The organism is Micromonospora sp. NPDC005979, from assembly GCF_040614415.1.
Taxonomy (GTDB): Bacteria; Actinomycetota; Actinomycetes; order Mycobacteriales; family Micromonosporaceae; genus Micromonospora.
The window spans coordinates 89831-105976 of sequence record NZ_JBEXUR010000011.1; the positions used below are offsets into that span (position 1 = coordinate 89831).

19 protein-coding genes are annotated in these 16146 nt (G+C 71.9%); 9 read left to right on the top strand and 10 right to left on the bottom strand.

Annotated elements, in window-relative coordinates; genetic code table 11:
• Positions 1-99: 99 nt before the first annotated feature.
• Complete coding sequence (locus ABZ272_RS19500) at positions 100-813, bottom strand: hypothetical protein (protein WP_355051349.1); 714 nt, start codon at positions 811-813, stop codon at positions 100-102.
• 392 nt (positions 814-1205) lie between these two features.
• Here ABZ272_RS19500 and ABZ272_RS19505 point away from each other — a divergent pair, with 392 nt between their 5' ends.
• On the top strand, positions 1206-1475 hold the full coding sequence (locus ABZ272_RS19505) for a hypothetical protein (protein ID WP_355051350.1): 270 nt from the start codon (positions 1206-1208) through the stop codon (positions 1473-1475).
• On the top strand, positions 1475-2515 hold the full coding sequence (locus tag ABZ272_RS19510; RefSeq protein ID WP_355051351.1) for a hypothetical protein: 1041 nt from the start codon (positions 1475-1477) through the stop codon (positions 2513-2515). Before ABZ272_RS19505 ends, ABZ272_RS19510 begins: the two co-directional genes overlap by 1 nt.
• Positions 2516-2519: 4 nt before the next feature.
• Here ABZ272_RS19510 and ABZ272_RS19515 read toward each other — a convergent pair whose 3' ends face one another.
• Both ABZ272_RS19515 and ABZ272_RS19520 read right to left on the bottom strand, forming a co-directional pair.
• On the bottom strand, positions 2520-3050 hold the full coding sequence (locus ABZ272_RS19515) for an SRPBCC family protein (RefSeq protein ID WP_355051352.1): 531 nt from the start codon (positions 3048-3050) through the stop codon (positions 2520-2522).
• 1 nt (position 3051) lies between these two features.
• Positions 3052-3363: a metalloregulator ArsR/SmtB family transcription factor gene (locus ABZ272_RS19520; protein ID WP_355051353.1), complete on the bottom strand. Its 312-nt coding sequence runs from the start codon at positions 3361-3363 to the stop codon at positions 3052-3054.
• 97 nt (positions 3364-3460) lie between these two features.
• Here ABZ272_RS19520 and ABZ272_RS19525 point away from each other — a divergent pair, with 97 nt between their 5' ends.
• Positions 3461-4390 (top strand): LLM class F420-dependent oxidoreductase, encoded by a 930-nt coding sequence (locus ABZ272_RS19525; RefSeq protein WP_355051354.1) that lies wholly within the window; start codon positions 3461-3463, stop codon positions 4388-4390.
• A gap of 4 nt (positions 4391-4394) precedes the next feature.
• Here the strand turns inward: ABZ272_RS19525 and ABZ272_RS19530 are convergent, their stop codons facing one another.
• Positions 4395-4817 carry a hypothetical protein gene (locus ABZ272_RS19530; protein ID WP_355051355.1) on the bottom strand — a complete coding sequence of 141 codons (423 nt, stop codon included), beginning with the start codon at positions 4815-4817 and terminating at the stop codon, positions 4395-4397.
• Positions 4818-4937: 120 nt separating this feature from the next.
• Here ABZ272_RS19530 and ABZ272_RS19535 point away from each other — a divergent pair, with 120 nt between their 5' ends.
• Together ABZ272_RS19535 and ABZ272_RS19540 are read left to right on the top strand one after the other, a co-directional pair.
• On the top strand, positions 4938-5690 hold the full coding sequence (locus ABZ272_RS19535) for a hypothetical protein (RefSeq protein WP_355051356.1): 753 nt from the start codon (positions 4938-4940) through the stop codon (positions 5688-5690).
• Positions 5687-6964 carry an FAD-binding protein gene (locus ABZ272_RS19540; protein ID WP_355051357.1) on the top strand — a complete coding sequence of 426 codons (1278 nt, stop codon included), beginning with the start codon at positions 5687-5689 and terminating at the stop codon, positions 6962-6964. The genes ABZ272_RS19535 and ABZ272_RS19540 overlap by 4 nt, the downstream gene beginning before the upstream one ends.
• 124 nt (positions 6965-7088) lie before the next feature.
• Here the strand turns inward: ABZ272_RS19540 and ABZ272_RS19545 are convergent, their stop codons facing one another.
• From ABZ272_RS19545 to ABZ272_RS19560, 4 genes are all read right to left on the bottom strand, one after another.
• Entirely contained in the window at positions 7089-8228 is a 1140-nt protein-coding gene (locus ABZ272_RS19545) for a site-2 protease family protein (RefSeq protein WP_355051358.1), read from the bottom strand.
• Positions 8229-8283: 55 nt separating this feature from the next.
• Positions 8284-8703 (bottom strand): PIN domain nuclease, encoded by a 420-nt coding sequence (locus ABZ272_RS19550; RefSeq protein WP_355051359.1) that lies wholly within the window; start codon positions 8701-8703, stop codon positions 8284-8286.
• Positions 8700-8909, bottom strand: a complete 210-nt coding sequence (locus ABZ272_RS19555; RefSeq protein WP_355051360.1) for a type II toxin-antitoxin system VapB family antitoxin — start codon at positions 8907-8909, stop codon at positions 8700-8702. The genes ABZ272_RS19550 and ABZ272_RS19555 overlap by 4 nt, the downstream gene beginning before the upstream one ends.
• 84 nt (positions 8910-8993) lie before the next feature.
• On the bottom strand, positions 8994-9848 hold the full coding sequence (locus ABZ272_RS19560; RefSeq protein ID WP_355051361.1) for an alpha/beta fold hydrolase: 855 nt from the start codon (positions 9846-9848) through the stop codon (positions 8994-8996).
• A 148-nt stretch (positions 9849-9996) separates the two neighbouring features.
• On the opposite strand from ABZ272_RS19560, the gene ABZ272_RS19565 reads away from it, so the two are divergent.
• Genes ABZ272_RS19565 through ABZ272_RS19580 form a run of 4 tightly spaced genes read left to right on the top strand, consistent with a single transcriptional unit; the run spans position 9997 to position 13488 of the window.
• Positions 9997-10896 (top strand): ABC transporter ATP-binding protein, encoded by a 900-nt coding sequence (locus ABZ272_RS19565; RefSeq protein ID WP_355051362.1) that lies wholly within the window; start codon positions 9997-9999, stop codon positions 10894-10896.
• Positions 10897-10898: 2 nt separating this feature from the next.
• Positions 10899-11702 (top strand): ABC transporter permease, encoded by an 804-nt coding sequence (locus ABZ272_RS19570; protein WP_355051363.1) that lies wholly within the window; start codon positions 10899-10901, stop codon positions 11700-11702.
• A gap of 26 nt (positions 11703-11728) precedes the next feature.
• Positions 11729-12859 carry a histidine kinase gene (locus ABZ272_RS19575; RefSeq protein WP_355051364.1) on the top strand — a complete coding sequence of 377 codons (1131 nt, stop codon included), beginning with the start codon at positions 11729-11731 and terminating at the stop codon, positions 12857-12859.
• Entirely contained in the window at positions 12856-13488 is a 633-nt protein-coding gene (locus ABZ272_RS19580) for a response regulator transcription factor (protein ID WP_355051365.1), read from the top strand. The genes ABZ272_RS19575 and ABZ272_RS19580 overlap by 4 nt, the downstream gene beginning before the upstream one ends.
• A gap of 9 nt (positions 13489-13497) precedes the next feature.
• On the opposite strand, the gene ABZ272_RS19585 is transcribed toward ABZ272_RS19580, so the two are convergent.
• Positions 13498-14409 (bottom strand): L,D-transpeptidase, encoded by a 912-nt coding sequence (locus ABZ272_RS19585; RefSeq protein ID WP_355051366.1) that lies wholly within the window; start codon positions 14407-14409, stop codon positions 13498-13500.
• A 76-nt stretch (positions 14410-14485) separates the two neighbouring features.
• On the bottom strand, positions 14486-15928 hold the full coding sequence (locus ABZ272_RS19590) for an alpha-amylase family glycosyl hydrolase (protein WP_355051367.1): 1443 nt from the start codon (positions 15926-15928) through the stop codon (positions 14486-14488).
• Between the last annotated feature and the right edge of the window lie 218 nt (positions 15929-16146).

Genomic DNA, 16146 nt, shown 5'->3' on the forward strand with positions numbered 1-16146 from the left:
GGCCGCAGATCCCACTACCGGCCGTTAGGATGTGGGCCATGAGCGCCGAGGCCGTCGGCCCCCGCCGACTACCTCGACCAGAGCCTCTGACACGCGCCCCTACTGGTCGACGAGCGCCGTCAGGGCCGCGCGTTGTGGCCACGCCTCGTCGGTCATACAGTCCGTGAGGCAGGAGAGACCGAACGCGAGCGGCCACGAGGCGCTGTGCCGGTTCTCGGCGGGCAGCAGCGCGAGAGGGTCGTCGGGATCCCACTGTGTGGTGGTCGGGACGGGTACGGCGAGCACCTCACCCACGTACGGCCGTTCCCTCCAGAGGACGGCCCGCCGCAGCACCTCTTCGGCAGTGACCTTGAGCAGGGTGACCGTGCAGAACTCCGGCACGCCACCCCGACTGATCCACCGCCCGAAGCCGAGGACCACGCTCTCGGCTATCTCGTGGGGTTCGAGGTGGCACTCCTCGCGCAGCTCACGCAGCGCGCCAGCGACGATGACCTCCTGAAGGCTGGGCGCGGTAACCGTCGCCGCCGCGTCCCCGGGCTCCAACGAACCGGATCCGGAGGGTGCGATGAGCCCCGGGCTGCCCACGTTGTCCCGGGTCTGGGCGACGAGCAGCAGCCGTCCGTCGAGGGTGAACGCGAGGGTGGAGATGCCCACCACGTTCGCCAGCCGACTGTCGGCGAACCGTCGCAGCCGGCCCCGGTGGTCGAGGATCAGGTCGCGGCCACGCATCGGTCGGGTGTCCCGACCTGCCTCGTAGACGTCGTACGGCGCGAGCAGGTTGCTGCGGTGGCGGGCGGCCGCGCAGGTCGGCAATTCGTCTGTCGAGGACAGATGTCGCTAACCGGACAAGACGGTAAAGCCCCTGGTAGAGGACCCTTGAGGCAGGTGAGAGGGCGAGGAATGTCGGGCCACATCCCCACCCGCGCGCCCGGTACGGACAGCATCGTCCGCTCCGGTGCCGCCCTCGCCGGCCCGGCCCCGCCGGTGCGGGCCCGGCACAGCCGCCGGCCCCGACGACGCGTACGGCTCGGCCGTCCCCACACCGCTGGAGGCGCCCGCAGCGGTGTCACCGTCCACCGCCGGCGACGTCGCCCACCGGCACGTCGCCTACGTGCCCCGTCGACCACACGCATCGTGGATCCCGCCCTGTTCGGCGTCGCTCACCCGCGCGCCCGACCGGGCGACCGAATCAGAGAGGCCCTGTCATGGCGGCTCCCACCGCGACCGCAGCCCTGAACGCATCCGTCTTCTCGCCGGGTGACCAGATGCTGCTGACCGTCACGTACTCCGACGCCGACACCAAACCGCTGACCGTCACCATCGTGGTCACCGACGCGCAGGGCAACAGCAGCGCGCCGGTCAAGGTCACCGCGGTCATCGACCCGCTCACCGTGACCGTCTCCGACAACTCCGGGCGTACCTGGACCCGGGTCTCCGACAACGGCTCGGTTGCCGTGTACCGGGCGGTGGCGTGATGCCCCGGGTCACCGTCCAGGTCCGCGACGCCGCCGGACACACGGCGACGGCCGGGGTCGACTACACCGTGCGCCAACCGGTGCTCGGCGGCTACTACCTGTCCGGCGGGGCCGACCCCACCGCCGACATGGCCGGCGGCAACTTCCGCTCCCTGACCCAGTACCGCAGCTTCGCCGACGGGTACATCTTTCCGGGCTACAACCGACCGTGGCTGATCAACCTGGGCAAGGCCGGCGTGCAGATGAACATGGTCCTGGAGCTGAAGCACTACGGCGCCGCCAACGCCGGGCCGCAGACCTTCACCGTGGACGGCGTCACCTACACCGTGCCCGCGCCGTCGATGACGATCCAGCAGCGTCCGGGCGTGACCCCGTGGCCGAAGGCGTACGGGTACACCCAGGTGCTCAACGGCCAGTGCGACGGGCTGTTCGCGCGTGCCCTGTCGCAGTACCGGTCGCTCGGCTTCGGGGTGAACATCCAACTCGCGTCCGAGTTGGACACCGACCACGAGTTCGGTACGACCGAGGCCGGCAAGGCGTACACCTGGGCCGAGTCCGACGCGCGGGCGGTGCAGGCGGTGAACTACATCGTCACCTGGTTCAAGGCCCGGACCCTGCCCACCGGCACGACCTTCTCGGTCGGTCTGGGCGGCTTCGACCGGGCGTGCTTCCAGCGCACCCACCCCGAGTCGTTGATGTCGCGGCTGGACTACCTCCAGTGGAACGCCTACGCGACAGCCGTCGGGCAGACCGCGCTGGCCCGCTTCCGCCGGACCAAGGACTGGGCGGTGGCTGACCTCGGCCCGGTGGCGCTGTCCAAGCCGGTGATCATCGCCGAGTACGGAGTGCGCTCGGCCGAGATTCCCGACCAGGCGGCCTGGATCGCCACCGTTCCAGCGGCGATCGCGCAGCTCAACGGCGAGCGGGGTCCCCTCATCGCGCGGACCAACTACTTCAACTCCGGGTGGGGCACCCTGTCGCCGAAGGCGGCCGGGCTGGCCGCGCTACGCACCGCGTACGCCACCCGACCGTACGTCTGACCGGTCATTCGGCGTCGAGCTGCTCGGCGTACGCGTCGCGCAGCTCGGGCCAGCCGAAGTCCTTGGCCTCTGCGCCCCGGATGGGGCCGACCGGATCGCCGTCGAGCAGCCGGTCGGCCACGTCCAGGCAGAGGTGCCAGCCGGCGGCGACCATCGGCAGCGCGCCCGGATCCGCGACGGTGTGGCGCAGGGTGAGCCGGGTGCCGTCCCCCGAGGGGGTCAGCTCCCAGCGCAGCAGGTCCTCACCCCAGGTGTATTCGAGCAGGTGGGGTGGCTCTGCGTGGCGTACCACCGCGGTCTGGTCGGCGGTGGTCTCGCCGTCGACCAGGGTGAGCACGGCGGTGCCGGGGCTGCCGAGGTCACGGTCGGCGAGGAACGGCGCCCACTGCGCGAGCTGGGCCGGCTCGGTCAGCGCGGCCCAGACCGCGCTGGGTGGGTGCCGCAGGTCGCGGACGAGCACCAGGGTCGCGCCGCTGTCGGCGTGTTCGGTGTACGCCTTGCCGGGCGGGCTGGGGCGGAACGCGTCGCGGTCCATCTCACTGCTCCTGACTGTCGAGGTGCCGTTGCAGGGCGTCGAGGTGCCGGCTCCACAGCCGGCGGTACGGGTCGAGCCAGCCGTCGACCGCCCGCAGCGGGCCGGGGTCGAGGCGGTAGATCCGCTGCCGGGCGGCCACCCGGCAGGAGACGAAGCCGGCCTCGCGCAGCACCCGCAGGTGTTTGGAGACGGCCGGCTGGCTGACGCCGAGCCCGTCTACCAGCTCGTTCACGCTGTGGTCGCGCTCGCGGAGCGCGTCGAGGATCCGGCGTCGGGTGGGCTCGGCGAGCACGGTGAACGCGTCGGTGGACACCTGCCCAATATGTCTCGGCAGCCATATGTCTGTCAAGGCATACGACTCTCGCCGCCGTCCCGGAGCGGCGTCGGAGGCCGCTATCTATGCTCGGAGCATGGAACTGCGGATCTTCACCGAACCCCAGCAGGGCGCCACGTACGACCAACTGCTCGCGGTGGCCCGACGTGCCGAGGACGCCGGCTTCGGCGCGTTCTTCCGCTCCGACCACTACCTGAAGATGGGCTCGGTGAGCGGCGACCCAGGCCCCACCGACGCGTGGACGACGCTTGCCGGTCTGGCCCGCGACACCAGCCGCATCCGGCTGGGCACGCTGATGACCGCCGCCACGTTCCGGCTGCCCGGCCCGCTGGCGATCACGGTGGCGCAGGTCGACCAGATGAGCGGCGGTCGGGTGGAGCTGGGCATCGGCACCGGCTGGTACGGCGACGAGCACACCGCGTACGGCATCCCGTTCCCGGCGCTGGGCGAGCGGTTCGACCGGCTGGAGGAGCAGCTCGCGGTCATCACCGGCCTCTGGTCCACCCCGGCGGGCGAGACGTTCAGCCACCCGGGCCGGTACTACCCGGTCACCGACTCGCCGGCCCTGCCCAAGCCGGTGCAGCAGCCCCGCCCGCCGATCCTGCTCGGTGGGATGGGTCCGAAGCGGACGCCCCGGCTGGCCGCCCGCTACGCCGACGAGTTCAACCTGCCGTTCGCCTCGCCGGCGGACTCGGCGGCGCAGTTCGAGCGCGTCCGCGCGGCGTGCGCGGAGATCGGCCGCGACCCGGCGGAACTGGTCTGGTCCAACGCCCTGGTGCTCTGCTGCGGACGCGACGACGCCGAGGTGGCCCGCCGGGCCGCCGCCATCGGCCGTGACCCGGACGAGCTGCGGACCAACGGCGTCGCCGGCACGCCCGACGAGGTCCTGAACACCATCGACCGGTACGCCAAGATCGGCAGCCAGCGGATCTACCTTCAGGTGCTGGACCTGGCCGACCTCGACCACCTCGACCTGGTCGCGAGCGAGGTGCTGGCGAACCTGTGACCCGTCAGGCCCGGTACTGCGCGTGCCGGCCCGGCTCGCGCAGCACCGTGTCCAACCGGCCGTCACGGTCGCTGTCCACATAGGTGATGTCCGGTACGCCGTCACCGTCCACGTCGATCTGGACGACGTCGGCCACGCCATCGCCGTCGAGGTCGGTGACGATCTCGACCGACCCGTCCAGGTGCCGCGTCACGATCGACCGCGACTCGCCGCCGGGCTCGCGCGGCGGCGGCCCCGGCGACGGTACGGGCGTCGGGGCGGGCGCGGGAGCGGGCGTCGGCCGGGGACCGGGTGTGGGCGCCGGATGGTTCGGCAACCGGACGCCCGGCGGCGCACTGGCCGGCTCGACCGCGCTGCCGGTCGGGTCCAGCTCCTCCTCCGACGGGAAGACGTCACCTCGCGCGGCCGGATCACGGTAGCTGCTCATGGTCGTAGGGTTCCCCGACGACGGCGAGAACAACCGTGCCCGATCGTGGGGTGTCCTCGGTGCCCGGTCTGGCGGAAGATGTCGGGACCGACGCCACGGTCATGAAACGGGGGTCCGCGGGTGGAATTGCGCCGGAATCGGGGGGCCCGTGCGCTCGCCCTGGCCTGCGTACTCGGTGGGGTGATCCTGCTGGCCTATCCCAGCGACCGCGCCCTGCTACGGACGATCATCGCGGTGGGTGCCATCGCGCTCGGCGCGGTGGCGCTGGTCAGCGCGCTGCGGCCGTTCCGGTTCGGGATCCACGCGGACGGGCTGAGCATCCGGCGGCCGGGCCTGCGCCGGGAGTTCCGGTGGGCCGAGGTCGACGCGGTGGTCCTCGACGAGCCGCCTCGACAGGATGGCTACCCGACCCCGCCGAGGTTGCTGCTGGTGCCCGCGCAGGGTGTGCCGCGTGAGCTGGTGACCGCCCGCCACCCGCTCGACGGCCGGCCGGCCATCGAGCTGCTCGTCCTCGACCAGGTCCGCGAGCAACCCGAGCAGGTGTCCGAAGCGCTCACCCGGCATGCCGGAGACCGCTTCGTCGACCTGCTCGCGCTGCGGCGCGCCGCGTTCGCCGTCCCGGACATCACGGTGGGCCTGCGCGGCTACGCCATGGACCGGGTCGATCGGTTGATCCGGCGCGGCCAGGACGCCCTGCTGTCCGGCGACGAGACGGCCCGGCAGGCGGCCCGCGGTGAGATCGAACGCGCCGCCGCGGCCGGTCTGCCGCGCGCCCAACGTGGTTACCACACGTTCCAGGTGGATACGGTTCTAAACGCCCTCGTCGCCGCTCTGAGCGACCAGCAGTCCACCGATCGGGAGACCGCCACGTGACCACCCGGGGACCGAACGCCACGTCGACCGCAGCTTCCGAGGTGCCGCGCCGCAACTGGGCCGGCAACGTCCGGTACGCGGCCCGGACGTTCCACCGACCGACCTCCCTCGACGAGGTGCGTCGTCTCGTCGCCGACAGTCGGCGCGTCCGCGCCCTCGGCACGGGACACTCCTTCAACCGCTTCGGCGACACCGACGGCGACCTGGTGAGCCTGGCCGGTCTGCCGCCGACCGTCGAGGTGGACCGAGAACGCGGCCAGGTCACCGTGAGCGGCGCGATGCGCTACGGCGACCTCGCCGGACACCTGCACACCCAGGGGTACGCGCTGGCCAACATGGCCTCGCTGCCGCACATCTCGGTCGCCGGCGCGGTGGCCACCGCCACCCACGGCTCCGGCCCCACCCACGGCAACCTGGCCAGCGCCGTCGCCGGGCTGGAGCTGGTCACCGCCGACGGCGACCTGCTGCGGGTCGACCGCGACGACGACACGTTCGCCGGCATGGTGGTGGGGCTCGGCGCGCTCGGCCTGGTCACCCGGGTCACCCTGGACCTGGTGCCGGCCTTCGAACTGCGCCAGTACGTACGGCTCGACCTCGACCCGGCCGCGCTGGACGAGGCGCTCGACTCGGCGTACAGCGTGAGTGTCTTCACCGACTGGCGTACGCCGCGCCTGCGGGAGGTGTGGCGCAAGCAGCTCGCGGACCAGCCGCCCCCGGCGGCGGACTGGCTCGGCACCACCCCGGCCGACCAGCCACGGCACCCGGTGCTCGGCATGCCGCCGGAGAACTGCACCCCGCAACTCGGCGAGCCGGGCCCGTGGCACGAGCGCCTGCCGCACTTCAAGCTCGGCTTCACCCCGAGCAGCGGTGACGAGTTGCAGTCCGAGTACCACCTGCCGCGTACCGCTGTGGCCGACGCGCTCGCCGCCCTGGCCGACGTGGCGCACCTGATCGCCCCGGTCCTGCACGTGTGCGAGCTGCGGACGGTGGCCGCCGACGAGCTGTGGCTGAGCCCCAACCACCAGCGGGACAGCTTCGTCGTTCACTTCACCTGGGTCGCCGACACCGACGCGGTGCTGCCCGTGCTGGCCGAGGTGGAGGCGCGCCTGGCCCCGTTCGCCCCGCGCCCGCACTGGGGCAAGGTCTTCGTCACCGACCCGGAGGACCTGTCGGGCCGCTACCCGAGGTACGCCGACTTCACGTCCCTGCTGACGAAGCTGGACCCGAAAAACAAGTTCGGAACCGACCAGCTGAACCACTACTTCCCCCGCTAGCTCCCCGCGCCGCCCTACCCATGTCGATCATGGAGTTGTGGTGCCCGTTCAGGGGGCTTCGAAGACGTTTTGATCCCACCGCAACTCCATGATCGACGCGGCGTGGGCGGGCGGGAGAGGGGCGTCAGCGGGAAGGGGTGGGGGTGCGTAGGGTGGCGCGTTGGACGGCGCGGCTGATGTCGGTGGGGGAGACGATTCCGGTCAGGCGGCCGTCCTCGGCTACCACCAGGGCTCGGCCGTCGGCGCACTCGGTGAGTCGGGGGAGCAGGTCGTTGAGCTGTTCACCCGGCTGGGCGAGCACCAGCTCGTCGGCCCGGCAGGCCACCTCGGCAAGCGTGGTCGACGCGCGCCGCTCGGCCGGTACGCCCCGCACCCGGTCCACGGTGACCAGGCCGGTCGGCCGCCCCTGGTCGGTCAGCGGCAGCGCCGAGTGCCGGTACGCGAAGAGGTAGTGGTCGACGAAGTCGGCGACCGTCATGTCCGCCGACGCGGTCTGCGGCTGCGGTGTCATCACGTCGCCGACCCGGATTCCGCGCAGCGCGGTCCCGGTGCGGGCCTGCCGCTCCTCCACCCCGGCGGCCCCGATCAGGAACCAGCCGATCAGCGCCAGCCACAGCCCGCCGAAGCCGACGCCGGACAGGAACTGCCACAGCCCGAGGCCGATGAGCAGCGCGCCGAGCACCCAGCCGGCCCGCGCGGCGACCACTGACGCCCGGGTCCGGTCGCCGGTGGCCTTCCACACCGCCGCGCGCAGCAGCCGACCGCCGTCCAGCGGCGCGGCCGGCAGCACGTTGAAGATCGCCAGCAGCACGTTGATGCCGGCCAGCCAGGCGATCGCCCCGAAGAGCAGCCCGCCCTGCCCGGCCAGCGCGAACAGCAGCGCGATGACGCCGAAGAACGCCCCGAGCAGCAGACTGACCAGCGGTCCGACGCCCGCGATGCGCAACTCCGCGCCCGGGTCACGCGGCTCGCCCTTCAGCTCGGCCACGCCGCCGAACAGCCACAGCGTGATGCCGTCGACCTCCAGCCCGTTGCGTTTGGCCACCACGGCGTGCGACACCTCGTGGGCGAGCAGGCCGACGAAGAAGACCACCGCCGCGGCCAGGCCGGCGAGGGTGTACGCCACGGGCGAGCGATCCGGGTACGACCGGGGAAACTGGTTGGCGGCCAGCCCCCACGCGATCAGCGCGAAGATGACCAGCACGCTCCAGTTGACGCCGACCGGCACTCCCGCGATCCGACCGATCCGGAAACTCGCCCTCATCCCGGGCTCATACCCACGGTCAGCCGAGCCATGCGGCACGCGGCGCCAGAGGTGTTCAGTCGGCCGAGCCGGGCGGGACGACCCACGCGCTGGGTTGCCCGGTAATAGCGCTGATCAGGTCGAAGTCGCCGTCGTAGTGCAGAACGGTGACGCCGTGTCGTTCGGCGGTGGCGGCAATCAGCAGGTCCGCCATGGACAGCGCGCGGTGGTTGCCCTTGTGCAGCGCCTGCACCTGCACGTCGATCGCCCGGTCCCAGATCTCGTCGGGCATCGACAGCCACCGGAAACCGCCCATCAGCCACCGCGCACGTTGGGCGTCCTTCGCAGTACGGGCACTGTGGATGACCTCGATCTCGACCGCCGCGCAGACGGCGAGCAGGCCTCGGTCGGAGAGTTCGCCGAGGACGGGAGCTACGAGACGCTTGGGCCAGCGGGCCAGGGCCGATTTGTCGAGCAGATACTGCTCGTGGTTCACGCCGCGTCCGGCGCAGCGGTCTCGACGGGGCCGGTGAGGTCGGGAAGCCCGCCACTCTTGAGCCAGTCGGCGAACTCGCGTCGCTTTTCCCGGTCGACGACCGCCTTGAGGGCTGCGTTGACGGTGGCCTTCTTCGTCGAGGTGCCGAGAATCTGCCCGGCTTCGTTGAGTAGTTCATCGTCGACGTCAAGAATCGTCCGGCTCACGGTGCCTCCTCAGCTTCTCGGCCGCGCCGATGATATCAAGAATGCGGTGCATTGATATCCGCGGCGCGGTCGAGTCCCTGGCCGTCAGCGGCGGGGGGTCTCGCTGGCGATGGTCGCCTCGCGGGGCAGCGCCGCCGCCCGCATCGCCCAGTCCAGCGCGTAGTCGGCGATCTCCTCCCAGCCGGGCGCTCCGACCGTGAAGTGCGACCGGTCGGGAAACTCCTCGTACGCGGTGAGCGCGCGGGACTTCTGGTAGAGCCCCGCGTTGGCGCGGACCACCGACGCCGGCACCACGTGGTCCTGCCCGCCGGCCATGAGCAGCAGCGGCGCCCGGTCGACGCGTCCGGTGTCGACGCGGGCGGGCGAGCGCGGGTCGACGTTGGCGAACGCGCCCTCGAAGAACACCCGACCGGCACCGGGGACGGCATAGCGCTGGTAGGCCCGGTCGGACTCCTCGCGGCTCAGTGTGTTGCCGAAGGTGTAGGCGAAGTCGTCCGGGGTGAACGGGACGGCCTTGCCACGGTTGGCGGGGCTGCGCAGGATCGGGAAGCCGGAGCGCAACTGGCTCAACGGCACCTTGAGTACCCCCTTGATCGCGGCAGGGTGTACCCCCACCACCGCCGCGCCGAGGCCCCGGTCGGCGAGGACCTGGGCGAACAGCCCGCCGAACGAGTGACCCATGATGATCGGCGGACGCGGGAGCGCCCGGATGATCCGGTCGTAGTGGGCGACGATCGTGGCCATGCTCTGCTCGGCGATGGGGCTCGGGTCGTCGCGCAACTGCTCCACGGACCGGTCCATCCCGGGCCAGGCCGGGGCGATCACGTGCATGCCGCGCTCGGTGAATCGCTGGGCCCACCCCTCCCAACTCCGTGGGGTCATCCAGAGCCCGTGGATCAGCACGATCGTGTCGACCTGGCCCTGCGGTGTGGCACCCATCGCGTCCTCCCGGTGTCGCGGCGTCCGGCGGCGCGCTTACCCGCTGCCGGGCGCGGAATGCCTCGTGGCACGCCCCTGACAAATGTCACGGTCGGAACGTGACGGCCGCTTCAGGAGTCGAGGTCCGCGACACCCCAGGATCAATGCCATGACGAGTACGCATCCGGCCGTCGAGCTGAACGGCCTCACCAAGACCTTCGGTACGGTCACCGCGGTCGACGGACTGAGCCTGCGGGTGCAGCCCGGCGAGGTGGTGGCGTTCCTCGGCCCTAACGGGGCGGGTAAGACCACCACGATCGACATGCTGCTCGGCCTGGCCCGCCCGGACGCGGGCACCGTGCGCGTTCTCGGTGGCACCGCCGACGAGGCGGTGGCCCAGGGGCGGATCGCCGCCGTGCTCCAGACCGGCGGCCTGCTCAAGGACCTCACCGTGGGCGAGACGGTACGGATGACCGCCCACTTCTACCGGCACACCCGACCGGCCGCCGAGGTGCTGGCGCGCGCCGGCATCGCCGACATCGCCGACCGGATCGTCGGGCGGTGCTCGGGCGGTCAGCAGCAGCGGCTGCGCTTCGCGTTGGCGCTGCTGCCGGACCCGGACCTGATGGTCCTCGACGAGCCGACCACCGGCATGGACGTCGAGGGTCGGCGGGACTTCTGGCAGGCCCTGCGCCGCGACGCGCGTGACGGCAGGACCGTCATCTTCGCCACCCACTACCTGGACGAGGCGGACGCGTACGCCGACCGGATCGTGCTGGTCCGCCAGGGCCGCGTCGTCGCCGACGGCACCACCGCCGAGATCAAGAACCTGGCCGCCGGCCGTACGGTGCGGGCCACCCTGCCCGGCGCGGACCAGGCCGCGCTCGCCGCGCTGCCCGGCGTCGACGCCGTGGAGGTACGCGGCGACAGCGTGCTGGTGCGTACCGGCGACTCGGACGCGATCGCCCGGCACCTGCTCACCCGGACCGCCGCCCGGGACGTGGAGATCACCTCCCGCAACCTTGAGGACGCCTTCCTCGCCCTGACCACCGAACGTATCGGAGCCTGACGATGTCCACCCCCATGGCCACCAGCACCGACCGTCCTGCCCGGCCCGATCGCCGCCCGTCCGCTCTGGGTGGCTTCGCCCCTGCGGTTCTCGGCATCGAGCTGCGCCGGGTGCTGCGCAACCGCCGCACCCTCGCCTTCACGCTGATCATGCCGGGCGTCTTCTTCCTCATCTTCGGTCTGCCGCAGCGGGGGCAGACGCTCGACAATGGCCGGCCCGTCACGGCGTACATCATGATCAGCCTCGCCGTGTACGCGGCGATGGTGGCGACGACCAGCGCGGGTGGCGCGGTCGCCACCGAGCGGGCGTTGGGGTGGAGCCGGCAGCTCCGGCTCACCCCGCTGCGGCCGACCGCGTACGTGGCGACGAAGCTGGCCACCGCGATGACCCTCGGCCTGCTCGCGGTCGTCGTGGAGTTCCTGGTGGGGGCGGCCACCGGCGTCCGCCTTCCGCTGGACGTCTGGCTGCTGTCCGGGCTGGCCGCCTGGATCGGCTCGCTGGTGTTCGCCGCGTTCGGCCTGTTCATCGGCTACCTGGTGCCGGCCGAGAACGTCATGCAGTTCATCGGGCCGATCCTGGCGGTGCTGGCCATGTTCGGCGGGCTGTTCGTGCCGGTCGAGGTGCTGCCGCACGTGCTCCAGGAGGTCGCGAAGTTCACCCCGGTGTACGGCATGGGTGAGCTGGCCCGCTCGCCACTGACCGGCGACGGCGTGAGCATGGCGGCGGTGGCCAACATCGTCATCTGGACCCTGGCCTTCGGGGTCGGCGCGACCCGGCTGTTCCGTCGGGACACCGCTCGGGTCTGACGGCCGCGACCGCTAGCGTGGACTCGATGGATCTCCCGGCGGGGCAGCCCCGGCCGATGACCCGCCACTGGCGGGTCATCGGCTGGCTGTTGGCCGCCGTGTGGCTGTTCTTCCTCAACGTGCCGCTCGCCACCGCGCTGCACCAGCCGCAGCCGTGGCGGCGGATCGTCGGAGTGGCCGCCCTGCTCCTGTTCGGCCTGGGCTACGTGCTGCTGTTCCAGTGGGCCCGCCGGTTGCGTCAGTTGCTGCTGCCGATCCCGGCCGGGCGGGCGCGGGTGGGCCTGCTCCTGCTGCTCGCGGTTGGCCTGGCCAGCATCCCGGGCACCGGCGGAGACTGGCTGGCGACGCTGGTCTACGTGGCCGCGGCCGGGGTGTTCCTGCTTCCGGCGTGGGAGGCGGCGGCCACCGTGGCGCTCTGCGCCGTGACCCCGGCGCTGACGTCCTGGCTGGTGAGCGGATGGGAGGCGGAGAACGGCATCGTCTTCGCGGTGCTGCTCGCCTCGTTCGCCATGTTCGGCGTGTCGCGGCTGGCCCAGCGCAACAGCGAACTACAGGCGGCCCAGCAGGAGATCGGCCGGCTCGCGGTCGCCGAGGAGCGGGCCCGCGCCGCCCGCGACCTGCACGACATCCTCGGACACTCGCTGACCGTGGTCGCGATCAAGGCCGAACTGGCCGGGCGGCTCGTCGAGGTCGACCCGCCCCGGGCCGCCGCCGAGATCGCCGAGGTGGAGAGGCTGGCGCGGGAGGCCCTCGCGGACGTGCGGCAGACCGTCGGCGCGTACCGGGAGGTCACCCTCGCCGGGGAGTTGGCCGGCGCGCGGTCCGCGCTCGCCGCGGCGGGCATCGCGGCCGAGGTGCCGGCCGAGGTGCCGGAACTGCCGCGCGAGTGGGACCGGTTGTTCGGATGGACGGTGCGCGAAGGGGTGACCAACGTGGTCCGGCACAGCGGAGCGCGGTGCTGCACGATCCGGGTACGCCCGGACGGGGTCGAGATTGGCGACGACGGGCGAGGCCCGTCCACACCCGACGCCGCCGGGTACGGTCTGGTCGGCCTACGGGAGCGCGCCCGCCGGCTGGATGCCGTGGTCACCCTGGGACGGCGTAGCGACGGCACCGGTTTTGTGTTGCGGGTGCACGCCCCGGGGGAGGCCCGGTGAGCGGCTCGTCGACGCCGATCCGGCTGCTGCTCGCCGACGACCAGGCGCTGGTCCGTGGCGCGCTGGCCGCGCTGCTGTCGCTGGAGCCGGACCTGACCGTCGTCGCCGAGGTCGGCCGGGGCGACGAGGTGGTGCCCGAGGCGCTCCGGCACACGCCCGACGTGGCGCTGCTGGACGTCGAGATGCCCGGCCTGGACGGCATCGCCGCCACCGCGGCCGTGCGGGCCGCGCTGCCGTCCTGCCGGGTGCTCGTGGTGACCACGTTCGGTCGGCCCGGTTACCTGCGTCGTGCCATGGAGGCCGGCGCGAACGGGTTCGTCGTCAAGGACACGCCGGCCCGGCAGCTCGCCGACGCCGTCCGACGGGTGCACGCCGGCCTGCGGGTGGTGGACCCGACCCTGGCCGCGGAGACGCTGGCGACCGGAGCGAGCCCGTTGACCGAGCGGGAGACCGAGGTGTTGCGGGCGGCGCGGGGCGGCGGCGCGGTCGCCGAGCTGGCGAGGACGCTGCACCTGTCCGAGGGGACGGTACGTAACCACCTGTCGGCGGCGATCGGCAAGACCGGCGCGCGGAACCGGGCGGCGGCCGTACGCATCGCCGAGCAGAACGGTTGGCTACTCGGCGACTGAGCGACCCGCTCAGGCGGTCGACGGCGGGGTGGGGAGCTGGTCGACGACCACCAGGCTGCTACCGGGCCGGACCTCGGCGAGCAGTTCCCGCTGACCGCTGCGGGTCACCCGGATGCACCCGTTGGTCGTGTTCTCGCCCAGTTCGTCGTCGTCCTGCCAGGTGTGCAGGCCGATGTGCGCGCCCTTGAGCCCGGTCGGCACCGCCTCCGGGTCGTCCGGCACCGAGCCGAGGGCGTAGATGTCCACGCCGCCGTAGACCGCCTCGGGTGGCGGGGTGCGGCCCAGGATGAAGGTGCGCCCGAGCGGCGTCTCCTGCCCCGACTGGCCGAGGCTCGTCTCCCAGGAGCGCACCGGCTTGCCGGCCCGGTACCAGGTCAGCCGGTGCACCTTGCGCTCCACCACGATCTGGTCGCGCAGCGCCACGGTGTCGAAGCCGCCCGGCGGCAGCCAGGCGAGCTGCCGGTTCGCCGACGGCAGCAGGACGGCCGTCCAGCCGGCCCGCCGTTGGGCGATCGGCACGGTCAGCTCGACCCCCGCGAGCGTCGGCTCGACGAAAGCCAGCGGCCGGCCACCGGGAGCGTCGTACGCGGCGATCCGCCGGGTCGGGTGCACGCCCTCGGTCAGCGGCGTGGTGTCCATCGTGGCCGGGTCGGCGGGGAAGCCCTTGGGCGCCGGGTCGTAGTCGAGTACCGGCAGGCCGTCCGGAGCGGGCGCGGCCGGCGGGACCGACTCCTCCGGGCTCTGCTCGACGCTGTTCGGCGTCGGGTCGGCGACCACCACGTTCTGCTCGTCGGGGGCCGTCGAGCGCGGGGTGAGAGCCTGGCCGATCAGCAGCGCGGCGACCAGCAGCACGGGTACGGCGACCGCGCCGGCGATCCAGCCGGCGCGACGACGGGACGGGGACATTCGGTCAAACGGCACTAAACCACTCTAGGGTGCTGAACGGTCCGGGGCCCCCGGTTCGGCGATACCCGCCAGCCGGAGGCCCCGGAGTCGGTCAGAGCCGCGCGCCGATGTGGATGGCCACCGCGTCGTGCGCCGGCACGCTCGCGGCGAACCAGCCGTTACCGTCCACGGTGATCACCGGGCCGCTGCACGAACCGTTCGCGTACGTGCCGTGGATGACGTCGCAGTACCGGCCGGCGGGTAGTCCGGTGTAGTACGAGCGGCCGTTCACCGCGCCGTCCTCGTCGTTGACGGTGAGGTAGCCCTTGCCGCTGCGGCTGAACGCGATGTGGTTGTTGCCGTTGTCGTACCAGTTGGCCACGCCGGCACCCTCGGTGGCGTTGCGGAAGCCGACCATGTTGGCGATCACCGGCCAACGGTGCTCGCACTCCCAGCCCGAGTAGCAGGTGGTGTTGAGGGTCTTGTTGCCGCCGTCCGAGGGCGGGCCGGCGTCCCGGTCGCTGAAGGTGTAGCTGGACATGACGGTCGGCGACCCGTACGGCCAGGCCAGCATGAAGGCGTTCGCGAGGGCGTAGATCCCCCGGTCGCGGTAGGTCAGCACGCCGCTGGAGTCGCGCTGGGTGTCGTGGTTGTCCACGAACACCGACGCCGAGCCGGAGGGCAGGTGCCCCCAGCCCTCGCCGAAGTTCTTCAGGTACGCCAGCCGCTCGGAGCGGAACACCCGGGCCAGGTCCTTGCCGTAGCGGAACTCGTGCACGTCGCCGTTGCCGGTGTACTCGGTCGGCTGGACCGGCTCGCCGGCGCCGTAGATGACCTCCTGCACGATGTACGCCGACCGGGACAGCTTGCTCCTGATGGCGGCGATGTCGGCGGCCGGCATGTGCTTGCTGGCGTCCAGCCGGAAGCCGTCCACACCGAGGGACAGCAGGTCGTTGAGGTACGACGCGATCTTCGTACGGACGTAGTCCGACTCGGTCTTCAGGTCGGACAGGTTGACCAGCTCACAGTTCTGCACCTCGTACCGGTCGTTGTAGTTGGCGATGTCGTCGCCGCCGTTGCGTCCGCAGTGGTGGAAGTCCTGGGTCTGGTAGATGCCCGGGTAGTCGTAGTGCGCGTACGACGAGCCGGCCCAACCGGTGCCGCCGTTGTCCTGGCCGGACATGTGGTTGATGACGGCGTCGACGATCACCTTGACGCCGGCCGCGTGGCAGGTGTTCACCATCGACTGGAACTGGGCCCGGGTGCCCTTGCGGGATTCGATCCGGTAGCTGACCGGCTGGTACGCCATGTACCACTGGTTGCCCCGCACGTGCTCCTGCGGGGGCGAGACCTGCACGTAGCCGTAGCCCTTGGGGCCGAGGGTGCTCTGGCACTCGCTGGCGACCGACGGCCAGTTCCACTCGAAGAGCTGGACGATGACCTTCTTCGCGCCGGACGGGCTGGCGGCGGCCGGGGACGCCGCGGTGAGGGGAACCAACAGGCTGGCGACCAGGCCGAGGGCGAGGATCGCCGAGCCGCGTCGACGTTGGCGCATCGGGACTCCTGACGGGAGCGGGGGTGGGGGTGGTGGTGCCGGGGAGCACAGGACTGCTGGGATCTTGCAATACGTGCTGAAAATTTGCCGAAAGGTTACAAGCGTGTTGCAAGGGCTGTCAATGCATGGACCTGCGTCACTGCCTGGCACGCGCGAGGATCGTGCACAACGCACCGCGACGTCACTTGGTTCGATGGCGGCCCAGAATTTTTTCCCTC